Below are 23,211 nucleotides of genomic sequence, written 5' to 3' on the forward strand. Positions count from 1 at the left end.
GGTTCACTCGCTCCGGTGGTCGTCGGGGGTGGCGGGGCTGACGGGACCGCCGGGGACCGGGGGCGCGGCCGGGGCCGGGGCCGGGCGGCCGAGCCGGACGGTGTCGTCGGTCAGCAGGTCGGCGGCGCTCTCGCGGCGGCCCCTGGCCGGGTCGGGCCCGGGATCCCCGGCGCCGGCGCCGGCAGCGGGGGCGGGGACGGGGGTCGGGGCGAGGGCCGACGCGGATCTGGCCAGGGCGCCGGGGCCGCCACGGAACAGCCGCTCCACGGCGACGGTCGGAGTGGGCTCGGCGGGCTCGGCCTGGTGGGGGGTGGCACCAAGGGCGGAGAGGGCGGTCGCGGACAGGGCGGTCGCGGCCGAGGCGGCCGGCAGGGCGCGGGTGGGCAGCGCCGCCTCGTCCCGGTGGTGGGCGGCCGCCGGCCGGGCCTCCAGGCGACGGGCGCCCCGGTGGCGCGGGACGGTGACGGCCGGGGCGTCGGAGGCCGGTTCCTGAGCGGGCTCGGGGCCGGACTCGGGGCCCGGCTCGGCAGCGGTGGGGCCGGACTGGACACGGAGGTGGCCGGAGCGGCCCGACGCGACCGGCAGGGCGGCCCGGGGCGCCGGCTGCTCGACCACCCGGTCGGCCAGCTCGTGCAGCAGGATGCCGTGGCGATAGGCGAGTTCACCGATCTCGGTACGGTCGATGCCCGCCACCGCGAGGCCCGCGCCGCCGTCCCGCCGCACCTCGGCGCCCTGACTGACCAGCAGGTCGGCCAGCCGCGCCATCTGCGGCCCGCGGACGGCCACTTCGGGGCTGAGCCTGGTCCGGCGGAACTCCGCCACCGGCTGGTCTGCCACCAGCCGACCGCGGTCCAGCGTGATGACCCGGTCGGCGAGCTGCGCGGCCTCCTGCGGGGTGCGGGTGGTCACCAGGACCGTCCCGCCGGCGACGCCGAACGAGCGCAGGAAGGAGTGGAACCACTCGACGTTGCGCGGGGACAGGCCCTCGGTCGGCGCGTCCAGCAGTAGCGTGCCGGGGTCGCCGAGCAAGGCCGCGGCCAAGGCCAGCCGGCGGTGCATGCCGGGCGAGAAGCTGCGCAGCCGCTGCCCGGCGACGGCGGCCAGCCGGGTCTGCTCCAGCAGTTCGTCGGCCCGCCGTGCGGGGGCGCCGACCGCCGCGGCCAGCATCCGCAGGTGGCCGTGCGCCTTGCGGCCCGGGTGGCCCGCCACGGCGGCCGCGCCCGGCCCGGGGCCGGGCAGCAGCACGCCGACCTCCCGCTCGGGGCGGCGCAGCCGGCGGTAGGTGCGGCCGTCGAAGAGCGTGACGCCCTGGCCGCGTTCGAGTTCGAGCATCAGCCGCATCGCGGTGGACTTGCCCGCGCCCTCGGCGCCGAGCAGCACGGTCACCATGCCGGGCCGGGCATCGAAGGTCAGATCGAGCACCGCGGGCGGCGCGCCCTTGCGGTAGACCTTGGTCAGTCCGGTGATCTGGATCATCGCTGCCTGCTCCCATGCCCTCGGCCGACCTGCCCGACGCGGGGCGCCCCCTGGTGTGTTGGCGCGTGCCGGCACGGCCCCGCGCCAGCACATTAGGGGCCGGTGGCGGAGATTCCGGGCATTACGGGAGCGGCGCGGGCCCGTCGGCCACCCACCTCACCCGATCAGGGGACGATCCGATCCTGCGATTCCCGGGCCAGGGGGAGTCGGCGGCGGGCCGGGGGCGGCGGGCCGGGGCCGGGTCAGGACTCCGGGCGCAGCATGGGCGGGTTGAGGACGGTCGCGCCGCCCGCGGTGAACAGCTGGGCAGGACGGCCCCCCTGACGGGTCGTCGTGCCGCCGGAGGGCAGCAGGAAGCCGGGGGTGCCGGTGACCTTGCGGTGGAAGTTCCGCGGGTCCAGGACCACGCCCCAGACCGCCTCGTAGACCCGGCGCAACTCGCCGACGGTGAACTCGGTGGGGCAGAAGGCGGTGGCGAGGGAGGAGTACTCGATCTTGGAACGGGCGCGTTCCACGCCGTCGGCGAGGATCAGCCCGTGGTCGAAGGCGAGCGGGACTCCGTCGACCGGGCTCTGGCCGAGCAGTTCGCCGACCGGGGCCCAGCGGGCGCTGCTGGCGTCGCCGCCGGCCCGGGGGGTCGGCAGGTCGGGGGCGAGGACCAGGTAGGCGACGCTGACCACCCGCATCCGGGGATCGCGCTGCGGGTGGCCGTAGGTGGCGAGCTGCTCCAGGTGGGCACCGGCCGCGCCAGGGCCGACCGCCTCGTGGCCGGGGGCTGAGTGCGCGCGCAGGCCGGTCTCCTCCGCCAGCTCCCGGGAGGCGGCCTCGGCCAGGCCCTCGTCCGGGCGGACGAAGCCGCCGGGCAGTGCCCAGTACCCCTGGAACGGCGGCTCGCCGCGTCTGACCAGCAGGGCGCAGAGCGCGTGGTCGCGCACCGTCAGCACCACCAGGTCAACCGTGACAGCGAACGGGGGGAAGGCCGACGGATCGTAGCGCGACATGGCGACGATCATAGTCGTCTCTCTGACGATAAGCACAGGCCCGTACACGGACCGCGCCCGGCCCGCCTGAGGTGTCGCCGGAACCGGGCGGGCCCGGGCAGGGGTGTCAGCGGGCGACCAGTTGCAGCTCCGCAGAGGCCTCCTCGACCATCGCCACGCCGATCCGGCTCACCCGGACCGAGAAGGGCTCGCCCGCGACCCGCAGGCCGGTCAGCTCCAGCTCGCCGAGCGGAGCGGTGCTGGCCGGGCGGACCAGCACCCGGCCACCCGGCACGTCGGGGCGGACCCCCGCGAGCGCGAACACCGCGTGCGCGGCGCCGGCCGCCGAGACCGCCGCCGGGCGGCAGGCGGCCGGGTGCGGCACCGGCGGGCAGCCAGGGGTGCGCTGCTCCCCCGCGTACATCTCGGGCAGCCGCCCCTCGTAGTGGGCGGCCGCGGCGAGCAGGCCCTCCAGCAGGGCGCCGGCCTCGTTCTCGTGGCCGGCTTCGGCCAGCCCGGCGATCGCCAGCGCGGTCTCGTGGACCCGCACCGCGCCGCCGCGGTGGCCCAGCGGGTTGAAGCGGGGGGACTTGGCGCTGAGCGTGCGCAGGCCCCAGCCGCTGTCCAGCTCCGGCGCGGCCAGGCGCTGGGCCAGCAGCCGGGTCTGTTCCCGGTCCAGCAGGCTCTCGTGCCGGCCGCCGTCGGCGGCGAGCCCGGTGTCCAGCAGGTGCACCAGGCAGGAGGCGACGGCCGGCAGTGGCTGGCCGCCCGGGGCCAGCGCGGCGGCGGGGCGGCCACCGGAGAGGTCGTCGATCCAGAACCGCTCGCGGAAGCGCCCGCGCAGTTCGGCGGCCCAGCCGCGCCACTCCTCGGCGCCGGGGCGGCCGAAGGCCTCCAGCAGTTCGGCGCCGTGCAGGGCGGCGCGGTGGGCCTGCGCCTGGACCTCGGCCCGGGCGGCCACCGGGTGGGCGGTGCGGTCCTCCGCCGGACGGCTGAGGTCGGTGACGAAGCCGTCGACCAGGCCCTCGCGAAGGGCGGCCAGGGCCCGCTCGGCGGCCGGGAGCAGGTCGGCGGTCTCCGCGCGGGGCAGGCCCCAGCGCCAGGCCTCGGCCAGCACGGTGACGAACAGCAGGGTGGCCTCGGTGGCGGTGCAGGTGGGCGGCAGCTCGGGGCCGCCGTGCCGGAGGGCACCGGGCAGCAGGCCTTCGGTGCGGCCCGGGGCGGCGGCGGGCTGCTGACGGCGGGCCAGCGCCCGGAGGGTGCCGGCGGCGAGCCGGGTGCCGAGCGGCAGGGTGAGCCGGGCGGCCCAGAGCGCGTCGGCCGGGGCGAGGCCGAAGCGCCAGGGCGCTCCGGAGGCCGGGTAGAGGTCGGTCGGGCGGTCCGGGTCGGCGAACAGCAGCCCGCCGAGGGCGTCCAGGGAGCGGGTGACCAGCAGGGCGGCCCGGGCGTCGTCGCTGCGGACCTCCGGTTCGGCCCAGGGCAGCGGCACGCCCGTGCCCCGCCCGCCGGGCGGCCGCGGGCCGGGGGCGGTGCTCTCCAGTTCGGCGCGCAGCTCGACCGACCAGCGGGCGCCGGGTTGCACCTCCAAGTCCCACCGGAGCACCCCGGCCCCGGCCAGCACCGCGTGCGGGGAGGGCTTGGCGCTGACCACCGCGCTGTGCGCCGGGCCGGCCCAGCGCAGCCCGGCGGACTGCACCTGGCCCGGCAGGTCGGCCGGGCGGTGCCCGGCGGCGATCTCGGCGACCGGGCCGAGGTCGGTGCCGAGGGCGATCTCCATCGGCAGCCGGGCGGGCCGGCCGCCGGTGTTGCGCACGATGACGGTCTCCACTCCGTCCGCGTGGCGCAGCCGCTCGACGGTGAGCGCCGGGTCCGGGTCGAGGTCGCCGGGGAGCCGGACGGCGCCGAGGAAGCGGGCCTGCGCGGTGCTGGTCAGGGCGCCCTGGAGCGGCAGCGGCTCCATGCCGCCCAGGCGCAGCTCCATCCGGGCGAGCACCCGGACGCCGTTGCGGTAGAAGCCGTGCAGGCCGTGGCCGCGCAGCTGACCGTCCGGTCCGGAGGCGGCCATCGCGGGGGCGTTGACGCAGAGCACCGCGTGGTGGACGGCGGGGGGCTGCGGCCTTGGCGGGGCCGCGAGCCGACTCGGGCCGACGGACGCCCCCGCCGGTCCGGCCGTCTGGACCTGGTCGGGGCGGCCGACCGGTCTCGGCGCGCCGACCACGCTCTCGGCCGGCATGGCCTGTGGTGGCCTCATGGCGGTCACCGGACTCTCCTCCCCTCGGCGGTCCGGTGGCCTGGTCAGGCCGGTGGGCCGCGAGCACGCTCGATCGCGTGCTGATGGTGCCGGGCCGGCGGGGTGCCCCGTCGGCGGGTGTGCCGTGTCTGGCCGTACCCGGTGCCGGGCCGTGCCATGCGGTGCGCGGTACCGGGCCGGTACCGGCGCGCCGCGCCTTCGCGTCGGGCCCGACGCGGCGCCCGGCGCGTCGTCAGGTCCGGTGGCCCGGCCCGCCGGTGGCGCCCGGCCCGTGGGCCGCGGCAACAGCCGGGCCTGGTGACCCGAGCGGGCCCCGCACGCTCCGGTGCCCCGGCGCCGTGGCCACCCCGCTCGGCGGGCGGTCCGCCCGGAACCTGCCGCCGGACGGGCGTCGGCCGGTCGCCGGCCCCCCGGGGTGAACGCCGCGCACCGCCTCCAGGTCACGCCCGGCGACGGGTGCGGCCCGTCGAGCCCGGCCCGCCGGGCGGTCGTGCCGCAGCCGTCGAACCGTCACGGTCGGGCCGTCACCGGGCTGCCACCAGGGCGGCGCGGTCTCGCCGTCGGGTGGCGGCGGCTGTGTCCGGGCCTGCGGCCTGCCGTGCAACCCGCCCCGGCCCGGCATCGTATGCCTGGCCGAGTGGGCGGTGGCCGTCGAACCGGTGCCCGACCGCGGTCAGGATACGGTGCGGGGGTCGCGGCGCCCGCACCCGGTGACCCCGTGAGCCGCGACCTGACCGCTGTGACCAGCAGAGACCGAGGAGTTGCATGTCCACCGTCAGCCGGCTGCCCGGGATTGTTACGACCGACCACGTCTTCCAGGCCCCCCTCGACCACACCGACCCGCAGGGCGAGCAGATCGAGGTGTACGCCCGCGAGGTGGTGGCCGCCGGCCGCGAGCAGGCCGACCTGCCCTGGCTGGTCTTCCTCCAGGGCGGGCCCGGCGGCAAGGCCGCCCGCCCGCTCGGCCGCGACGCCTGGCTGGACCGCGCCCTCGACGACTACCGGGTGCTCCTGCTCGACCAGCGCGGCACCGGTCGCTCCACGCCCGCGACCCGGCAGACCCTCGCCCGGCGCGGCGGGGCCCAGGAGCAGGCGGACTACCTGGCGCACTTCCGCGCGGACTCGATCGTGCGGGACGCCGAGCTGATCCGCCACCAGCTGCTCGGCGCGGACCGGCGCTGGAGCGTGCTCGGCCAGAGCTTCGGCGGCTTCTGCACCCTCACCTACCTCTCCTTCGCCTCCGAGGGCCTGGCCGAGGCCTTCATCACCGGCGGCCTGTCCGGCCTCGGCAGTTCGGCGGACGACGTCTACCGCGCCGCCTACCCGCGGGTGGTCCACAAGAACGAGGACCACTACGCCAGGTTCCCGCAGGACGTCGAGGCGGTACGGCGGATCGCCGCGCACCTCGCCGCCGCCCCCGCGACGCTGCCCGACGGCGGACTGCTGACCGTCGAGGCGTTCCAGGCCCTCGGGCTGATGCTCGGCGGCGGCAGCGGCTCCGGCACCCTGCACTACCTGCTGGAGGAGGCCTGGGTGGACGGCGCGGCCGGCCCCGAGCTGTCCGACACCTTCCTGGCCGGTGCCCAGGCCAAGCTCTCCTTCGCGGAGGGACCGCTGTACGCCGTGCTGCACGAGTCGATCTACGGCCAGCGCTCGGTGGACCAGGGCGGCACCGCCTGGTCGGCCGAGCGGGTCCGCAAGGAGTTCCCGCAGTTCGACGCCCGGGCCTCGCTGGACTCCGGCGCACCGGTGCTGTTCACCGGGGAGATGATCTACCCCTGGATGTTCGACACCGACCCGGCGCTGCGCCCGCTGAAGGAGACCGCGGACCTGCTGGCCGCCCGCACCTACTGGCCCGACCTGTACGACCCGGCGCGGCTGGCCGCCAACACCGTCCCCGTCGTGGCGGCGGTCTACCACGACGACATGTACGTGGACACCGCCGACTCGCTGGCGACCGCCCGCGCGGTGCGCGGTCTGCGGACCTGGATCACCAACGAGTGGGAGCACGACGGCCTTCGGGCGAGCGGCGGCAAGGTGCTCGACCGCCTGATCAAGCTGGCGCACGGCGAGGCCTAGCGAAGCCCGCCCGGGCCGGGCGGCGAGGCTCCGGGCGGCCCCTGGCGGACGCCCGGCGAGGTCAGCGCGCATGGTGGGCTCCCCTCGCCGCCCGACGGACGCCACGGCACCGGTGGCGCCCGGCGGCCGACGGTGCGGCGGCGGCCCGGGACACCGCCGCCCGACCGAGCCGCAGACCCCGGGCGGACCGCTGCCGGGGCACCGGAGCGCACCCGGGCGCCGGCAGCAGGGCGAGCGGGCCCGGACCGTCCGGACGCGGCGTCGGCTCGCCCGGGCCGCCCGGGCCGACCGGGCCGCGCTCGGCCGCCGCCGCTGTGGCCTGAGCCGCCTTCGCAGCCTTCCGGCGGGCCGTCCGGCGGCGGCGTGAGGCCCCCGCCGGCCCGGGCAGCCCCGACGGCCCACCGCGGCCCGCCTGGTCACCACCCGGGCCCTCGGTGGGTACCGGCCCCTGTTCGCCGGCGGGCGCCGGCACGGGCCCACCCGCCTCGCGCCGCCGACGCTGCGCCTCGACCGCCGCGAGCAGCGCGTCGGGCGTCATACCGTCGTTCAACGACTCGTACAGCAGCTCGGCCAGCAGGTAGGACGGGTCGAGCCGGAGGACGTGGCCCAGCACGACGCGGGCCGTCGCGGTGTCCCCCGCTACCCAGGAGGCCCAGGCCAGCAGGGTGAGCGGGGCCACCGCGCAGCCCTCGTAGGGCGGCACGGCGCGCCGAGCGAGGAAGCGCCAGAGCCGCTCGGCGGGCGCGAGCTCGGCGGGCCGGGTGTACTCGACGCCGCGATCCCGGGTGAGGCGGTCCCGCAGGGCGACCAGCAGCCGGGCCGCCCGCTCCTCGTCGAGCTCCCGGGCCCCGGCCGCGAACTCGGCGAAGGCCTGGTCGAGCAGGCCGGCAGCCTGCTCCTGGACGGCCGTGCCCCCGGAGCCCCCAGCGCCGTCAGCACCGTTGGCCTCGGCCGCCTCGGCCCGGGCGAGCGCCGCACGCTGGGCGTCCGCCCCCGGCGGGCCGATCGGGGCCAGCCCGCCGATGATCGCCTTCCGGCTGCCACGCGGCGCGAGGCCGGCGAAGGCCGCAGCGGCGGCCGCCGGGCCCGGGCCGGGGGCACGGCGGATCGGGTTGCCCGCCGGGTCGCAGCACCCGGCGCGGCGGCAGAGGAAGGACCACCAGCGGCCGTCCGAGACGCAGAGCGACTCCTTGACGGCCACCCCCCTGCGCCCGAAGGCCGCGCGGAGGTCGTCCGCCAGCGGCCGCAGGCCGTCCACCACGGGAGGGGCGTGCACCGTGGTCGGATCCTGGCAGAGGTAGAGGAGCACTTGGACGGGCCGCTCGCCGTGCCGCTCGGAGAGGGCGACCAGCAGGGCGGCCGTCTCCTCCGCCGCGGCCGGCCACTGCTCGGGCGACTCCGGGATGTCCGCCCGGATCACTCCGCCCTGGTGCAGGTCGGACCCCTGGAGGCCGACCGCGACGATGCTGTCGTCGGGGTAGAACCCCAGGAGGTAGGGCAGCAGCTCGGCCATGTCGGCCGGACCGCGCATGGTGACCGGCCGGTGGCCGGAGGACGGTCCGAGGGACAGGGTGACGCGCTCGTTGTTCATGACGCTCCCGTTGTTCATGACGCTCCGGTTGTCCGCGGCGTTCATGACCGGAAGCGTGACGCAATCCGAGAGACGCACCGGATTTTTCTCTTTTCCTGTGGATAACTCCGCCCTCGTTTTCCGCTTCCCTCATTCGGAGCACACCGCGCCCACTCCCCCGGGGGATTAGTCGGCGGCCGTTCAGCTGAGGAGCTGATGAAATACATCCGGCCTCCACCTCTCCGCAGCCACGGCATTCGCCTCATGTCAGCGGCTCGGGGTTACATGGACGCCATGCAGCAGCCCGAGAACCACACCACCGCCACCGCCGACCGCGCCGAGGTCCGGGCGCGGGCCGAGGCCGTCCTGCGCGAGCTCGCCGGGCCCGGCGCCGTCCTGCGCGAGGACCAGTGGACGGCCATCGAGGCCCTCGTGGTCGACCACCGCCGCGCCCTGGTCGTGCAGCGCACCGGCTGGGGGAAGTCCGCGGTCTACTTCATCTCCACCGCCCTGCTCCGGGCCCGGGGCGCCGGGCCGACGGTGATCGTCTCCCCGCTGCTCGCCCTGATGCGCAACCAGGTCGAGTCGGCGGCCCGGGCCGGCATCCACGCCCGGACCATCAACTCGGCCAACACCGACGAGTGGGACGAGATCCAGGCCGAGGTCTCCGCCGGGAAGGTCGACGTCCTGCTGGTCAGCCCCGAGCGGCTGAACAACCCCGACTTCCGCGACCAGGTGCTGCCCAAGCTCGCCGCCTCCACCGGCCTGCTCGTGGTCGACGAGGCCCACTGCATCTCGGACTGGGGCCACGACTTCCGCCCCGACTACCGCCGGCTGCGCACGATGCTCGCCGAGCTCCCGCCCGGCGTCCCGGTGCTGGCCACCACCGCCACCGCCAACGCCCGGGTCACCGCGGACGTCGCCGAGCAGCTCGGCACCGGCAGCACCGACGAGCACGCCCTGGTGCTGCGCGGGCCGCTCGACCGGGAGAGCCTCACCCTGGGCGTGCTGGCCCTGCCCGACCCGGCGCACCGGCTGGCCTGGCTCGCCGACCACCTCGACCGGCTGCCGGGCTCGGGCATCGTCTACACCCTGACGGTGGCCGCCACCGAGGAGGTGACGGCCTTCCTGCGCGAGCGGGGCTTCCCGGTCGCCTCCTACTCCGGCCGCACCGAGGACGCCGAGCGCCGCACCGCCGAGGCCGACCTGCTGGCCAACCGGGTCAAGGCGCTGGTCGCCACCTCCGCGCTGGGCATGGGCTTCGACAAGCCCGACCTGGGCTTCGTGGTGCACCTCGGCTCGCCCAGCTCGCCGATCGCCTACTACCAGCAGGTCGGCCGGGCCGGGCGCGGCGTCGACCGGGCCGAGGTGCTGCTGCTGCCCGGGCGCGAGGACGAGGCGATCTGGCGCTACTTCGCCTCGCTGGCCTTCCCACCGGAGGAGCAGGTGCGCCGCACCATCGACGCGCTGGCCGAGGCCGGCCGCCCGCTGTCCACCGCCGCGCTGGAGCCCCGGGTGGACCTGCGCCGCACCCGGCTGGAGACCATGCTCAAGGTGCTCGACGTGGACGGCGCCGTCCGCCGGGTCAAGGGCGGCTGGACGGCCACCGGGCAGAGCTGGGCGTACGACACCGCCCGGTACGCCAAGGTCGCGGCCTCCCGCGGGGCCGAACAGCGGGCGATGCGCGAGTACGCGGCGACCACCGGCTGCCGGATGGAGTTCCTGCGGCGCCAGCTGGACGACGAACAGGCCCGTCCGTGCGGCCGGTGCGACAACTGCGCGGGGCCGCTGCACACCGCCGAGGTCTCCGCCGAGGCGCTGGACGCGGCCCGGGCCGCCCTCGGCCGCCCGGGCATCAGCTTCGAGCCGCGCCGGCTCTGGCCCACCGGGATGGACTCCCTCGGCGTGCCCCTCAAGGGCCGGATCCCGGCGGGCGAGCAGGCCGAGAACGGGCGGGCGCTCGGCCGGCTGTCCGACATCGGCTGGGGCAACCGGCTGCGCGCCCTGCTGGCCGACCAGGCCCCGGACGTACCGGTCCCCGGCGAGGCCGTGGACGCCCTGGTCGCGGTGCTCGCCGACTGGGCCCGCGGCCCCGGCGGCTGGGCCGGGCCCGCGACGGCGGACGGCACCCGGCTGGAGCGGCCGGTCGGCGTGGTGGCCATGGCCTCCTCGACCCACCCCCAGCTGGTGGGCAGCCTCGGTGCGCGGATCGCCGAGATCGGCCGGCTGCCGCTGCTCGGCCGGATCGAGTACGTCGACGGCCGGCCCCCGCACGGCGCGCGCAGCAACAGCGCCCAGCGACTGCACTCGCTGGCCGGCGCGCTGACGCTGCCGCCGGAGGTGGCGCAGGCGGTGGCCGAGGCCGGCGGGCCGGTGCTGCTGGTGGACGACCTCGTCGACTCGGGCTGGACGGTCACCGTGGCCGCCAGGCTGCTGCGCCGTGCCGGGGCAAGCGCGGTGTTGCCCCTGGTGCTGGCCGTGCAGGGGTGACCGGGCGGCAGTGGGCCGCCATTCCACCCATCACTCGAATGGCCTAACGAAGGGAGAAAGCAGCCCCCTCGCGAACACACGGGACGCCGGAGCGGGGAAAGGAGTGGTCACCGTGCCGATGGCGGTTCACCGGACCCCGCACACGGTCTGGATCAAGGTCCAACGCCGCCCGAACGACGCTCGGAGCACGGTGGAACATATCCGGCGGAACGTGGGCTTTCGGGTGGCGTTCATCGTTTCATCGTTGCCGCTCCACCCCGGATACCGCGAGAATTGGCGCGTACCCGAAACCCTGTCCGCTGGACCCGGCCTTCGGCGTACCCACGTACCCGCGTGCCAGTGGGTCAGGAAGGAGGATCGTGATCAACGGTATCGGCCGAGGTCAGCATCCCCTCGCCCGGAGTTCGGCGCCCAGACGGCTGCTGGACCTGGAGACCTGGACCACCTCGGGGATCCCGTTGCTGCGCGACCCGCGCGAGTTCGTCGTGGAGCTGCACCAGCGCCACCTGCCCCAGCCGGGCACGGTCGTGATCGCCGTCCTCAACGCGCTGCACCACGTGTCCGCCTCGGCCTCGTTCACGCCCTGGCCACACGACACCGACGGCTGGCAGCACCGCAACGCCCTGCTCACGCACCTGCGCCAGGTCACCCCGCACGACCTGCGGCTGGCCGAACCGACCCGCACGGCCGTGCTGTTGCGCTGCCGCGAGGGCGCACCCGGCTGGACCGAGCAGGACGGCGCCTGGATGTGGGCGCTGCGGGACGCGGCCGTCCTGCACGGGCTGCGCTGCGGCTCGTACATCGGGCTCACCCCGGCGGGCTGGCACGTCCTCGGGGACGGCCGGAGCGGACGCGATCCGCACGCGGGCTCGTGGGCGGACGGGGTGGTGCACACCGTCACGGAACTGCCGCCGCGCTCGGCGCTGGACGCCCCGCGCGGCCAGCGCGCCCGGCACCAGGCGGCCGAACGGGCCCAGCACGCCCGGCAGTCCGAGCACCCGTGGCCCCCGGCTCGGGGCGCCGCCGTCCAGCCCGCCCGGCGCACCGGCACCCGCTGACCCCGCCGACACCGACGGGTCGCGACCACAGACGACGTCACGGTCGCGGACGACGCCGCAGCCGGGGCCGACCCGAAGGCCCGACAGCCGACACCAAGACCAGGCACGGGCGGGCCCGGGCCCGGCCACGGGTCGGCCGCGCCCCGGACCGTACGCCCTCGCCGCACCGGGGTACGACGGACCCCGGGCCCGGCACCGTGCGGCGCCGGGCCCGGGGTGGCTCGGTCGTGGTCAGGCGCCGATCGAACGGCCGGGCGCGGTTCCGGCCGCCCCGGTGGCGACCGGGCCGGCGTCACCGCAGACCACGAGCAGCGCGGTCGTGTGGCCGAGCGCCTTGGCGTGGGCCTCGGCGGCCCGGGCGGCCGTCCCGCCGTTGACCACCAGGACGACCACCTCCCGGCGCACCGGGCGGGTCAGCGCGACGTCCGCGTAGAACACGTCCCCGCCCTCGGCGAGCTGCGCCCAGTAGCGCTCCTCGCCGAAGGAGAGTTCGTGCTGTTGCCAGGGGTGCGCCTCGCCGACCGTCAGCACCAGGATGTCGCCCGGGTTGCGGCCGGCGTCCAGCAGTCGGTCGACCGCGTCGTCCGCGTGTTCCAGCGCCTGCGCCGGGGTGGCGGCGACGCGCTGGATCTCGACCTGCGGTTCGGCGCCGCCCGAACGGCGCTGCGCCGGCGGGGGCTTGGGGATCAGTCGCGGCGGACCGGAGCGGTCGGCGCGCGGGGGTGTCGGGCGCGGCGGTGCCGGACGGGGGCCGGGCACCGGAACGGCGGCGACGGTGGTGGGTGCGGTGGAAGAAGCGCCGCCGTTGGCAGGCGCGCGGAGGGCTTGTGCGTCCGACTCGCGGGGGAAGGGAACGCCGGGGCCCGGGAGGCTCTCGTGAATCTCCGACTCCTCGGGGAAGACAGGCATACCCGGATATCTATCAAATGCCGCTCGAACACGCACGCGCACCCCACCCATTGGGCACCGCACACCCACCGCCCCACCCAGGCAATTCCAGACGGACCGTCAGAAACCGAGCGTCAACTGTTCGTCGGCGGAGCCTTCGACCGCACCCGCGACGTCACGGACGCGCTTCAGGTGCCGCCACTTCGGCAGCGCGTCCAGGTATGCCCAGGAGAGCCGGTGATGCCCGGTGGGGCCGAACTCCTCCAGCGCGGCACGGTGCACCGGGGACGGGTAGCCGGCGTTGTCCGCGAAGCCGTATTCCGGGCATTCCTCGCCGAGTTCGGCCATCAGCCCGTCGCGGTGGACCTTGGCGAGCACCGAGGCGGCGGAGACGCAGATGCAGGACTGGTCGCCCTTGATCACCGTGCGCACCTGCCAGGGGCCGCCCAGGTAGTCGTGCTTGCCGTCCAGGATCACCGCGTCGGGCTCGACCGGCAGCGCCTCCAGCGCGCGGACGGCGGCCAGCCGCAGCGCCGCCGTCATGCCGAGTTCGTCGCACTCCTGCGGCGAGGCATGGCCGAGCGCGTAGGCGGTGACCCAGTCGGCGAGGACCGGGGCGAGCGCGCGGCGGCGCAGTTCGGTGAGCAGCTTGGAGTCGGTCAGCCCCTCCGGGGCCTTGCGCAGACCGGTGACGGCCGCGCCCACGGTGACCGGGCCGGCCCAGGCGCCGCGCCCGACCTCGTCCAGGCCGACGACGATCTTGGCGCCGGCCCGGCGGAGCGAGCGCTCGACGGAGTGCGTCGGCGGGACGATGGGCATCGCGAGTTCCGTTCGGCGAAGGAGCAGCCCGTTCAGCTGGGCAGCATCCAGCCTAAGCCCCTCCGCTCAGCCGCCCGGGCCGACCGCCGGCGGCCCGCCCACCGGCCCGCCCACCAGGCCGCCCGCCCGAACCGCTCACCCCGGCAGCCCGCCCGAACCGCTCGGCGCCAACCGTCGGCGCCAACCGGCCGGCAGCCCCGCCCGCGGAGCCGCGGCCGCAGCCGTCCTCAGGCGCGGATCAGCGGGTACAGCACCTCGTCCATCAGCCGGGCCCCGAAGTCCGGCCCCGTGTTCTCCCGGCCGCAGATCTTCACCTGGTAGAGCAGCATCGCCGGGACGACGTCCGCGACCAGCGCGGTGGCCGCGCCGGGCCGGACGTCGCCACGGTCGGCGCCGCGGCGCAGGATCGCCAGGATGGTCTCCTTGGTCGGCTCGATCACCCGCTGGCCGATGAAGTCCTTGAACACCTCGGCCCGTTCATGGTCGATCTCGCCCATCAGCGTCTGGATCGCGGCGCCCGTCGGGGAGTTCATCGCGCCCATGAACACCTCGATGAGCTGCCGCAATTCGAGATCGGCGGACCCGAGGTCGGGGGTGCCGTAGGGGCGTGGGAGAGTGGCGTCCAGGGCGTCGATGACCAGTTCGTCCTTGGACGCCCAGCGCCGGTAGAGCGCGGCCTTCCCGGTCCGCGCCGCGCCGGCGACGCCTTCCATCGTCAGCCGCGCGTATCCGCCGGAGGTGAGCTGGTCGATCGTGGCCTCGAAGATCGCGTTCTCCAACTCCTTCCCCCGGCGCCGCACCGGCCGCGTGAGGGCCTCGCGGGCGACCCGCATCGGGCAGTGAGCCGCCGGCTCGGGCGCCGCTCCCGGTGGCACCGCGGGTGACGGGGGCGCGTCCGCCGCCTCAAGCGGTCGGGCGCCCGCCCGACCGGTCGCCCGGTCCGCCGTCAGACGCCGCACCAACCGATCCATCGCCACCATCCTTAGGGAACGCTTGCGTTCACAATCAGGCCCAGGATATCGTCCACATTAGTGAACGATCCCGTTCCTTCCTAGCCCGCGCCAGACCGTGGGCTCACGCCGGACCAGTCGGTCCGCAGCGTACGAAGCACGCAGCCAGGCACATAGCCAGCAGGGGGCACAATCGTGGCTATCTCCGACACGATCAGCAAGAACTCACCACCACAGAGCAGCCAGGGCCGGGGCAAGGGCATCACCCTGACCGTCATCGCGGCCACGCAGTTGATGGTGGTGCTCGACGCCACCATCGTGAACATCGCGTTGCCGCAGATCAGGGACGCGCTGAACTTCTCGACCACCAACCTGTCGTGGGTCATCAACGCCTACACGCTGACCTTCGGCGGGCTGCTGCTGCTCGGCGGGCGCGCGGGCGACATCCTCGGCCGCCGCCGGGTGTTCATCTTCGGGACCCTGCTGTTCGGCTTCGCCTCCCTGCTGGGCGGCTTCGCCCAGGACGGCGGGATGCTGCTGGCCGCCCGCGCGCTCCAGGGCATCGGCGGCGCGATCTGCTCACCGACGGCATTCGCCCTGATCGCCACCAACTTCAAGGAAGGGCCGGAACGCAACAAGGCGTTCGGCGTCTTCTCGGCGGTGGCCGGGTCCGGTGCCGCGATCGGCCTGCTGGCCGGCGGTCTGCTCACCGAGTACCTGGACTGGCGCTGGGTCTTCTTCGTCAACGTGCCGATCGCGGCGCTGATCGCGCTCGCCGCACCGCGCTACATCGCCGAGTCCGAGCGCCACGCGGGCCGCTTCGACCTACCGGGCGCACTCACCTCGACACTCGGCCTGGTCGGCCTGGTCTACGGGTTCATCCGCGCCGCCTCGGACGGTTGGTCGGACAGCATCACGCTCGGCTCCTTCGCGGGCGGCGTGCTGCTGCTCGCCGCGTTCGTCGTGATCGAGAACCGCACCGACCAGCCGATCACCCCGCTGCACCTGCTCGCCAACCGCAACCGCACCGGCGGCCTGGTGATGATGCTCTGCCTGGCCGCGGCCATGTTCGGCATCTTCTTCTACATCACGCTCTTCGTGCAGGGCCCGCTCGGCTACAGCCCGCTGAAGGCCGGCGTGTCCTTCCTGCCGATCAGCGTGTCGATCATCATCGCCGCGCAGCTCGCCTCCAGCCTCCAGGCCAAGTACGGCCCGAAGCCGTTCATGGCGGGCGGCGCCCTGCTGGTCACCGTCGGCCTCACCTGGCTGACCCAGATGAGCAAGGACAGCGGCTACCTGGACGGGGTGCTCGGCCCCACGGTCATCTTCGGCTTCGGCATGGGCCTGATCTTCGTCCCGGTGATGCTGCTCGCGGTCGCGGGCGTCCCCGGCCAGGAGACCGGCGCCGCATCCGGCCTGCTGAACTCCATGCAGCAGATCGGCGGTTCGCTCGGCCTCTCGATCCTGACCACGGTCTTCGCGCACTACGCCACCGCCGAGGGCAAGCTCCAGCAGCCGAAGTTCCTCCAGTCGGCCACTCCGGACCAGCTGGCCTACCTCCAGCAGCACCACGAGTTCCCGAAGGGCACCGACGCCGCCAACTCGGTCCTCACCCAGGGGATTTCACACGGCTTCATCGTGGGTGCCGTGCTCGCCGGGCTGGCGCTGGTGGTCTCGGTCTTCGTGATCAAGGCCAAGGCCAGCGACCTGCCGAGCGGGGCCTCCGGCGTCGCGATGCACTGAGCCCGACCAGGGCACACCGCACCACACCGCACCACACCGGGCCGTCCGGGAGCAGCACGCTCCCGGCCGGCCCGGCCGCGTTTCCCGGCCCCGACTCCCGCCCCTACTCCGCCCCCGACGCAGACGCAGGCGTCAGGCACCGACGCAGGCACCGGTGTCAGGGCCGGGCGTCAGGGCCAGAGGTCCTGGTACCTCATCCCGGCCCGCTCGCAGGGGGTGCGCCCCTCCTCCAACTGGTCCACCAGCGGCCGTTGCGCCAGGATCTCCCGGGCCCGGGCGGCGGAGGCGCTGGTGGCGTACCAGGCCGGTCCGGGGTGGTTCTCCAGCCCGGCGCGGATCAGCTGCAGCGCGCAGGCCCGCTGGACGGCGGGGAGCCGGTCCAGGGCGGGGGCGGCGTCCGGCGAGAGGTCGCGGACGTTGCGCAGGTCGATCCGGGAGGTCCGCTCGAAGCGGGCGACGTTCTGCTCGGCGATGATCGCGTCCGGGCCCATCAGCCCGTACACCGCCGCCGTGAGCATGCCGCTGAGGACGACGACGCGGGGCAGCCAGCCCGCCGAGCGGGTCAGCCCGGCGGTGATCAGCAGCAGCAGGACGACGCCGAGCCAGCCCTCGACCACCAGCACCCAGAGCCGCAGCCTGGTCAGGCCGGAGGCGTCGACGTAGAACCACATCCGGCCGAGCGCCGAGGCGACCACGACCAGGGCGAGCACGCAGAGCGCCCCGAGCAGGATCCGCGCCACCCGGCGGTCGGCCGGCGTGCTGCGCGGGGCCCATCGCTTGGCGACCGCCACCACGACCAGGGTGAGCGCGGTGATCACGCTCAGCTGCCAGAAACCCTGCCGGGCGTACTCGGAGCGGCTCATCCCGGTGTTGCGCAGGACGGCGTCGGCGCCGCCGAGCACCACCAGGGCCTGGATCACCGCGAAGGCGCCGAACATCAGGTTGAGCGCGACCAGCGGCAGCGCCCACTCCAGCCGGCGGCGGGCCCGGCCCGGCCGGACGACCGTACGGTCCCAGCGGCGGGGCCCGGCCGCGATGTGGGCGAAGCCCAGGGCGGTGAACGCCCCCAGTGCGAACAGCACCGCGCGCAGCGGGAGCCCGCGGAGGTCGAGGCTGGGGCTGAGGCTGCCCAGCAGGTCCGCCATGGCGGCGTCCGCACCGGCGAACAGCAGACCGAAGACGGTCAGCAGGACGGCGGCGACCGCGAGTGCCTTGAGCACCGGGACGATGCGGCCCCGGTAGGGCAGGCTCCGGCCGCGCAGCCCGTCCCTCAGCCAGAGCACGCCGGGCGGCAGCTGCCAGAGGACGGCGGGCAGGGGGAGCAGGACGCCCGCCCAGCGGCGGCCGCCGTGCAGCGCGAGCGAGGCCAGGCCGAGCGCGCACCCGATGGACAGCGACACCGGCCAGCCCGCCTCCCAGAGCGCTGGAACGGCGAGCAGGGCGACGGCGAGCAGGCTCCACACCACCGTCCAGGGCCGGATCCGGCGGCCCGCCGACCGGGCGGCGAGACCGGACGCGGCAGCGGTGGCGCCGGCGCAGATCAGCAGGTTGACGCCCACGCCGTCGAACAGCAGCCAGGCTGTCAGCAAGCCGGTGAGCAGTGCCAGGAGGAGGACCCGGGGCGTGGCGGCCGCCCTGCGCTCGGGGTCGCTCGGGAGTAGCCACCCGCGGTGCGGCGGCACGGGCATGCCGGATCCCCAATGAGGGCCGGGTCCGGGTCCGAACGTCGCGGGCCCATGTGTCGCGGGTCCATGTGCCGCGGCTCCGGGCTCGGGTGGCAGGTCGGCCAGGGCGGGCGTGGACGGGCCGGACATGAGTCCCCCTCGGTGGTCGGCGGGCATGCGGAAGCCGCCCTTGGGGCAGTCCGCCGTCGGGCGCGCTCGGCGCCGCGGCTGCAGCCGACTGTAGACCATTCTGAACAGGTTCAAAACTCAGTTCTGAACAAGTTCAGAAACCCCGGCCCGCCTTCCCGCCACCGCCCCCGGAGCCCTCCCGCACCGCTCCCGCGGCCCTCCCCCACCCTTCCCGGACCCCCTCCACCACCCCTCCGCTACCCCTTCACCGACCCGGCCAGCAGGCCCCGGACGAAGTACCGCTGCAAGCTGAAGAAGACGATCAGCGGGACGACGATCGACAGGAACGCCCCGGCCGTCAGCAGCTCCCACCGCCCGCCGAAGGACCCGGACAGCTGCGCCAGCCGGACCGTCATCGGCGCCACCTCCGGCGTGCCGCCCGCGAAGGTCAGCGCGACCAGCAGGTCGTTCCAGACCCACAGGAACTGGAAGATCGCGAACGAGGCCAGCGCCGGGGTGCACAGCGGCAGCACGATCGAACGGAAGATCTTGAAGTGCGAGGCCCCGTCCACCACCGCCGCCTCCATCAGGTCCCGCGGCAGCTGGGCGATGAAGTTGTGCAGCAGGAACACCGCCAGCGGCAGCGCGAACATGGTGTGCGCCAGCCACACCGGTGCGTAGCTGCCCTTCAGGTCCACCGCCGGGATCAGCGTCAGCGAGCCCAGGTGCGCGCCGCCGGAGAAGAGGCGCAGCAGCGGGATCAGCGCCATCTGGATCGGCACCACCTGGAGCGCGAACACCGCGAAGAACACCGTGTCGCTCCCCCGGAACCGCACCCAGGCCAGCCCGTACGCCGCCATCGCCGCCAGCACCAGCGGGAACAGGGTGGCCGGGACGCTGATCGCCAGCGAGTTCACCAGGAACGGCATCAGCCCGGTGGAGACGCCGGAGCCGCCCTCGAACAGCACCGTGTGGTAGTTGCCCAGGCCCAGGTCCGGGTGGAGGAAGGCGTTCCACCAGCCGTTCGCCGTCACGTCCTGCTTGGGGCGCAGCGAGGTCACCAGCAGGCCCACCGTCGGGATCGTCCACAGGACGGTCACCGCGATCACGAAGACCGAGGCCAGCGGGCTGCTGAAGGCCTTCCGGACCGGGCTGCCGTGCGGCGCGCTCATCGCGCGGGCCTGCCTGTCGTGCGGTGCGCTCATCGGACCGCACGCTCCTTTCGCAGCTGGACGATGTTGTAGGCCACCAACGGCAGCACCGCGAGGAAGAGGATCACCGCGAGGGCACTTCCCCGCCCGGTGTTGAACTGCACGAAGGACTGCGAGTACATCTCGTTGGCCAGCACCTGGGTGCCGAAGTTGCCGCCGGTCATGGTGCGGACGATGTCGAAGGCCTTCAGCGTGATGATCATGATGGTGGTCAGCACCACCACCACCGTGGTGCGGATCATCGGCACCGTGACGTACCAGAACAGCCGCACCCCCTGCGCACCGTCCAGCCGGGCCGCCTCGGTGACCTCGTCGGGGATCGCCTTGATCGCCGCCGACAGCACCACCAGCGCGAAGCCCGTCTGCACCCAGACCATCACCGCCATCAGCAGGAAGGTGTTCAACGGCTGCGAGAGCATCCAGTTCGGCGGATCGTCCCAGCCCACCGCGATGGCGAGTTGGCTCAGCAGGCCGATCTGCGACTGGCCCGGTCCACGCGACTCGTAGACGAACTTGAAGATGATCGAGGCGCCGACCAGCGAGATCGCCATCGGCATGAAGATCAGCGACTTGTACACCGCCTGGCCGCGCATCCGGTCCACCAGCAGCGCCAGCACCAGGCCCAGGCCGGTCGCCGCCAACGGCGCGACCACCAGCCAGAGCAGCGTGTTGACCAGCACCTTCTGCACCGAGTCGGTGGTGAACGCCCAGCCGAAGTTCTCGCCGCCGACGAAGCCGCTGCCGTCGGCGTTCTGCAGGCTCAGATAGACCGTGCGGATCAGCGGCACGACCAGGCCCACCAGCAGCAGCACCGCGGCCGGGCCGAGGAACACCACCACCGACAGCGGGCGGGAGAGCCGGCCCCGGGCCCGGCCCGCGGCGAAGAAGACCAGCAGCAGGATGCCGAGGAAGCCCGCGACGGCGCCGAGGCTGTTGCCGAACTTGACCGCCGCGTCACCCCAGGAGCCGGTGGCGAGCGCGGTGACCGGTGAAGGGGTTCCGGGTACGGACATGACGGTGCGTCCCTCCTCTTCTGGTGGGAAGGGGCGGGCGGTGCGGGTGGGTGCCCCCGCACCGCCCTCGACAGGTGGTCCTGAACGGCGCCCGGCCTGGCCCGGCCCGAGTCCGGCCCGGCGCCCACTACGGCCAGGCGCCTACTGCGGGCGTCTGCCCACTACAGCCAGGCGCCCGCTACAGCCAGGCGCCCGCTGCGGGCGTGCGGCTACTGCGGCCAGGCGGCGTCGATGTCGGCGGCGGTCTTCTGGATCGACTGCCCCTCGGCGAACCAGGCGGTCAGCGACTTCCACTCCTGCCCGGCACCGATGGCGGCCGGCATCAGGTCGGAGCCGTCGAAGCGGAAGGTCGCCGCCGGGTCGGTCAGCGCGTCCGCCGACAGCCGGTCGATCGGGTCGGTGTACAGGCTCTTGTCCACGCCCTGGTTGGCCGAGACCCAGCCCGTCGCGGTCTTCACCCGGCTGCTCGCCCAGTCCGAGCTGGACAGGTAGTTCTGCACCGCCTGCACCTCGGGCCGGCCGGAGAAGGCGGCCAGGAACTCGCCGCCGCCCTCGACCGGGTTGGGGATCGCCGGGTTCACCGCGGGCAGGTGGAAGGCGAACACGTCGCCGTCCGGGCCGACCTTGGTGTCCTTGGGCCACTGCGCCTCGTAGAACGACGCCTGCTGGAGCATGGCGCACTTGCCGGTGAGGACCGGCGCGCCCGCGTCCTGGAAGGTGGTGGTGGCGATCGACTTGACGTCGCCGTAACCGCCGTTGACCCAGGCCGGGTTCTGCATCCAGCCGGCGACGGTCTTCATCGCGGTGGTGATCTTCTCGTCGGAGAACTTCACCTGGTGGCCGACCCACTGGTCGTACACGTCACCGCCGTACGTGCCGAGCACCACCTCCTCCAGCCAGTCGGTGGCCGGCCAGCCGGTGGCCGTGCCCGAGGCGATGCCGCCGCACCAGGGCTTGGCACCACCGGACTTGGCGATCCGGTCGCTGAGCGCCATCAGGTCCGCCCAGGTCTTCGGCACCTCGTAGCCGCCCGCCTTGAAGGCCTTCGGCGAGTACCAGACCAGCGACTTCATGTTGGCGCTCATCGGCGCCGCGTAGAAGGTGCCGTTGACCGAGCCGTAGGTCTTCCAGATCGGACTCCACCGGTCCTCGTTGGTGACCGTCTGGGCGGGCGGCTTCACCACCTTGCCGCTCTTCACCATCTGCGCCAGCAGGCCCGGCTGCGGGATGATCGCGAAGTCCGGGGCGTTGCCGCCGGCCACCCGGACCGGCAGCTGGGACTCGAAGTCGTTCGAGCCCTCGTAACTGATCTTGATGCCGGTGCACTTGGCGAACTCGGCCCAGGACTTCTCCAGGTTGTCCGACTCCGGGCTGAGGATCGAGGCGAACATCGTCACCGTGGTGCCCGAATGCCCGGCGTACGGCTGGTACTTGGCGCAGTCACCGGACAGCGACGGGGCCGCCGCGTCACCACCGCCACCCGAACCGCCGGAGCTGTTGGAACAGGCCGCGGTCAGGGCCAGCGCCGCAAGCAGGGCGGGCACGACGGCCAAGCGGCGGCCGGAACTACGGTGACCAGAACCGCGATAGCCGGAACTCTCGGACGGCGCGGTCGGGTTGAGGGTCAATGCGGTCCTCCTCGCCAGGGCATGCTGCCGACGGTGGGCTGAACGACATCGCGCTGTACCGGAGACGGGCGCACGGAGATCACGAAGGGCGACGGACGAACCGATCCGATGACGTTAACGCAGCCGCCAGCCGCCGCCAAGGTCCACGTCGACCTTCATCCGCCGACACCCCGACCGCGACCTCCGCGACCTCCGCCTCCGCGCGACAGATACGACGGCCCCGCCCGGAAACCCGAACGGGGCCACGCCTCTTGACCAACCGTCAGTACAGCCGGTGCAACCCTGGTTGACATCAGCGGTCGCCGAACCGCTCCGCCAACACCTCCTCGAAGGTCCCCCGGCCCACCGCCCGCTCCGGCGCGAGGTTCCCGCCCGCCCGCAGCGCCCGCCCCGAGGCCCCCGGCACCCGCACCGGCAGCAGCACCCGCCGCCGACCCGACGCCCGCAGGTACGCCTCGGCCAGCTCCCGGTACGGCCGCACCCGTGGCCCGCCCACCTCCGGCGCGTACCCGGCCGGCCCCTCCCCCACCAGCTCCGCGACCCGCGCGGCCACCTCCCGCACGTCCACCGGCTGGACGCTCGCCCCGCCAAGCAGCGGGAACACCGGCAACCGCGCCGACACGTCGAAGATCCTCAGCAACAGGTCGTGGAACTGCGTCGCCCGCAGCACCGTCCACCCCAGCCCCGACTCCCGCACCACCCGCTCACAGGCGAGCTTCGCCCGGTAGTACGGGATCGGCACCCGGTCGACCCCGACGATCGACACGTACAGCAGGTGCCGCACCCCCGCCTTCCCGGCCTCCGCCACCAGCGTCCGGACCGCGGCCACGTCCTTGCGCCCCACCGTGGTCGCGCAGTCCACCACCACCTCGACCCCCGCCACCGCCCCGGCGATCCCCTCCCCGGTCACGAGGTCCCCGACCACCCACTCGACCCCCGCGCCCCCGCTCCGCACCCGCCGGCTCAGCCCCCGCACCGCCACCCCGCGCGCGACCAGCAGCCGCACCACCTCCCGCCCCAGGACCCCCGTCGCCCCGGTCACCAGCACCGTCCCCATCACCACACCACTCCTCCCGCCGAACACCGTCACCCCTACCGACCGCCCACCGCCCCCATCCGTGACATCGGCGTCCGCGAAGGTGCCCGGACAACGAGAAGAGGCGGGGGGGGGGAGGGGAAGGCCCCCCCCCCCCCCCCCGTGGTTTCCCCCCCCCTGGGCAACTTCCCCGGTCCGCCCCCACCCCCCGTTGAGCCCCCACCCC

16 protein-coding genes are annotated in these 23,211 nt (G+C 74.7%); 4 read left to right on the plus strand and 12 right to left on the minus strand.

Annotated features, from left to right (window positions below):
- Nucleotides 1-3: 3 nt before the first annotated feature.
- From ACFVX9_RS26145 to ACFVX9_RS26155, 3 genes are all read right to left on the minus strand, one after another.
- Complete coding sequence (locus ACFVX9_RS26145; protein ID WP_387983681.1) at nucleotides 4-1,476, minus strand: ATP-binding cassette domain-containing protein; 1,473 nt, start codon at nucleotides 1,474-1,476, stop codon at nucleotides 4-6.
- A gap of 242 nt (nucleotides 1,477-1,718) precedes the next feature.
- Nucleotides 1,719-2,477, minus strand: coding sequence for an NUDIX domain-containing protein (locus tag ACFVX9_RS26150; protein WP_063351408.1), 759 nt, complete (start codon nucleotides 2,475-2,477; stop codon nucleotides 1,719-1,721).
- A gap of 106 nt (nucleotides 2,478-2,583) precedes the next feature.
- A complete protein-coding gene (locus ACFVX9_RS26155) occupies nucleotides 2,584-4,707 on the minus strand; it encodes a glycogen debranching N-terminal domain-containing protein (protein WP_380375623.1) in 2,124 nt (707 codons plus the stop codon).
- A gap of 765 nt (nucleotides 4,708-5,472) precedes the next feature.
- Between ACFVX9_RS26155 and ACFVX9_RS26160 the strand changes: the two genes are divergently transcribed.
- Nucleotides 5,473-6,786, plus strand: coding sequence for an alpha/beta fold hydrolase (locus ACFVX9_RS26160; protein ID WP_387983683.1), 1,314 nt, complete (start codon nucleotides 5,473-5,475; stop codon nucleotides 6,784-6,786).
- Between the two features lie 61 nt (nucleotides 6,787-6,847).
- On the opposite strand, the gene ACFVX9_RS26165 is transcribed toward ACFVX9_RS26160, so the two are convergent.
- Nucleotides 6,848-8,422, minus strand: coding sequence for a DUF4192 domain-containing protein (locus ACFVX9_RS26165; protein ID WP_387983684.1), 1,575 nt, complete (start codon nucleotides 8,420-8,422; stop codon nucleotides 6,848-6,850).
- Between the two features lie 228 nt (nucleotides 8,423-8,650).
- On the opposite strand from ACFVX9_RS26165, the gene ACFVX9_RS26170 reads away from it, so the two are divergent.
- Together ACFVX9_RS26170 and ACFVX9_RS26175 are read left to right on the plus strand one after the other, a co-directional pair.
- The gene (locus ACFVX9_RS26170; protein WP_387983686.1) at nucleotides 8,651-10,846 is read left to right on the plus strand and encodes a RecQ family ATP-dependent DNA helicase; all 2,196 of its coding nucleotides are present in this window, start codon (nucleotides 8,651-8,653) and stop codon (nucleotides 10,844-10,846) included.
- 419 nt (nucleotides 10,847-11,265) lie between these two features.
- Nucleotides 11,266-11,904 carry a hypothetical protein gene (locus tag ACFVX9_RS26175; protein ID WP_387983703.1) on the plus strand — a complete coding sequence of 213 codons (639 nt, stop codon included), beginning with the start codon at nucleotides 11,266-11,268 and terminating at the stop codon, nucleotides 11,902-11,904.
- Between the two features lie 231 nt (nucleotides 11,905-12,135).
- Here the strand turns inward: ACFVX9_RS26175 and ACFVX9_RS26180 are convergent, their stop codons facing one another.
- The 3 genes from ACFVX9_RS26180 to ACFVX9_RS26190 form a co-directional block, all read right to left on the minus strand.
- On the minus strand, nucleotides 12,136-12,813 hold the full coding sequence (locus ACFVX9_RS26180; RefSeq protein WP_387983688.1) for a hypothetical protein: 678 nt from the start codon (nucleotides 12,811-12,813) through the stop codon (nucleotides 12,136-12,138).
- A gap of 99 nt (nucleotides 12,814-12,912) precedes the next feature.
- A complete protein-coding gene (locus ACFVX9_RS26185) occupies nucleotides 12,913-13,611 on the minus strand; it encodes a ribonuclease HII (RefSeq protein ID WP_387983690.1) in 699 nt (232 codons plus the stop codon).
- A 227-nt stretch (nucleotides 13,612-13,838) separates the two neighbouring features.
- Nucleotides 13,839-14,390 (minus strand): TetR/AcrR family transcriptional regulator, encoded by a 552-nt coding sequence (locus tag ACFVX9_RS26190; RefSeq protein WP_387983692.1) that lies wholly within the window; start codon nucleotides 14,388-14,390, stop codon nucleotides 13,839-13,841.
- 366 nt (nucleotides 14,391-14,756) lie between these two features.
- Between ACFVX9_RS26190 and ACFVX9_RS26195 the strand changes: the two genes are divergently transcribed.
- Nucleotides 14,757-16,304: an MFS transporter gene (locus ACFVX9_RS26195; protein WP_380380371.1), complete on the plus strand. Its 1,548-nt coding sequence runs from the start codon at nucleotides 14,757-14,759 to the stop codon at nucleotides 16,302-16,304.
- A 170-nt stretch (nucleotides 16,305-16,474) separates the two neighbouring features.
- Here ACFVX9_RS26195 and ACFVX9_RS26200 read toward each other — a convergent pair whose 3' ends face one another.
- The 5 genes from ACFVX9_RS26200 to ACFVX9_RS26220 form a co-directional block, all read right to left on the minus strand.
- Nucleotides 16,475-17,992 carry a DUF4153 domain-containing protein gene (locus ACFVX9_RS26200; RefSeq protein WP_387983693.1) on the minus strand — a complete coding sequence of 506 codons (1,518 nt, stop codon included), beginning with the start codon at nucleotides 17,990-17,992 and terminating at the stop codon, nucleotides 16,475-16,477.
- Nucleotides 17,993-18,354: 362 nt separating this feature from the next.
- A complete protein-coding gene (locus ACFVX9_RS26205) occupies nucleotides 18,355-19,302 on the minus strand; it encodes a carbohydrate ABC transporter permease (RefSeq protein WP_387983695.1) in 948 nt (315 codons plus the stop codon).
- On the minus strand, nucleotides 19,299-20,321 hold the full coding sequence (locus ACFVX9_RS26210) for a carbohydrate ABC transporter permease (RefSeq protein WP_063349345.1): 1,023 nt from the start codon (nucleotides 20,319-20,321) through the stop codon (nucleotides 19,299-19,301). The genes ACFVX9_RS26205 and ACFVX9_RS26210 overlap by 4 nt, the downstream gene beginning before the upstream one ends.
- A gap of 209 nt (nucleotides 20,322-20,530) precedes the next feature.
- The gene (locus tag ACFVX9_RS26215) at nucleotides 20,531-21,865 is read right to left on the minus strand and encodes an ABC transporter substrate-binding protein (RefSeq protein WP_387983697.1); all 1,335 of its coding nucleotides are present in this window, start codon (nucleotides 21,863-21,865) and stop codon (nucleotides 20,531-20,533) included.
- 376 nt (nucleotides 21,866-22,241) lie between these two features.
- Complete coding sequence (locus ACFVX9_RS26220) at nucleotides 22,242-23,006, minus strand: SDR family oxidoreductase (RefSeq protein ID WP_387983699.1); 765 nt, start codon at nucleotides 23,004-23,006, stop codon at nucleotides 22,242-22,244.
- Nucleotides 23,007-23,211: the final 205 nt, after the last annotated feature.

This window comes from Kitasatospora sp. NPDC058243, assembly GCF_042882025.1.
Lineage (GTDB): Bacteria > Actinomycetota > Actinomycetes > Streptomycetales > Streptomycetaceae > Kitasatospora.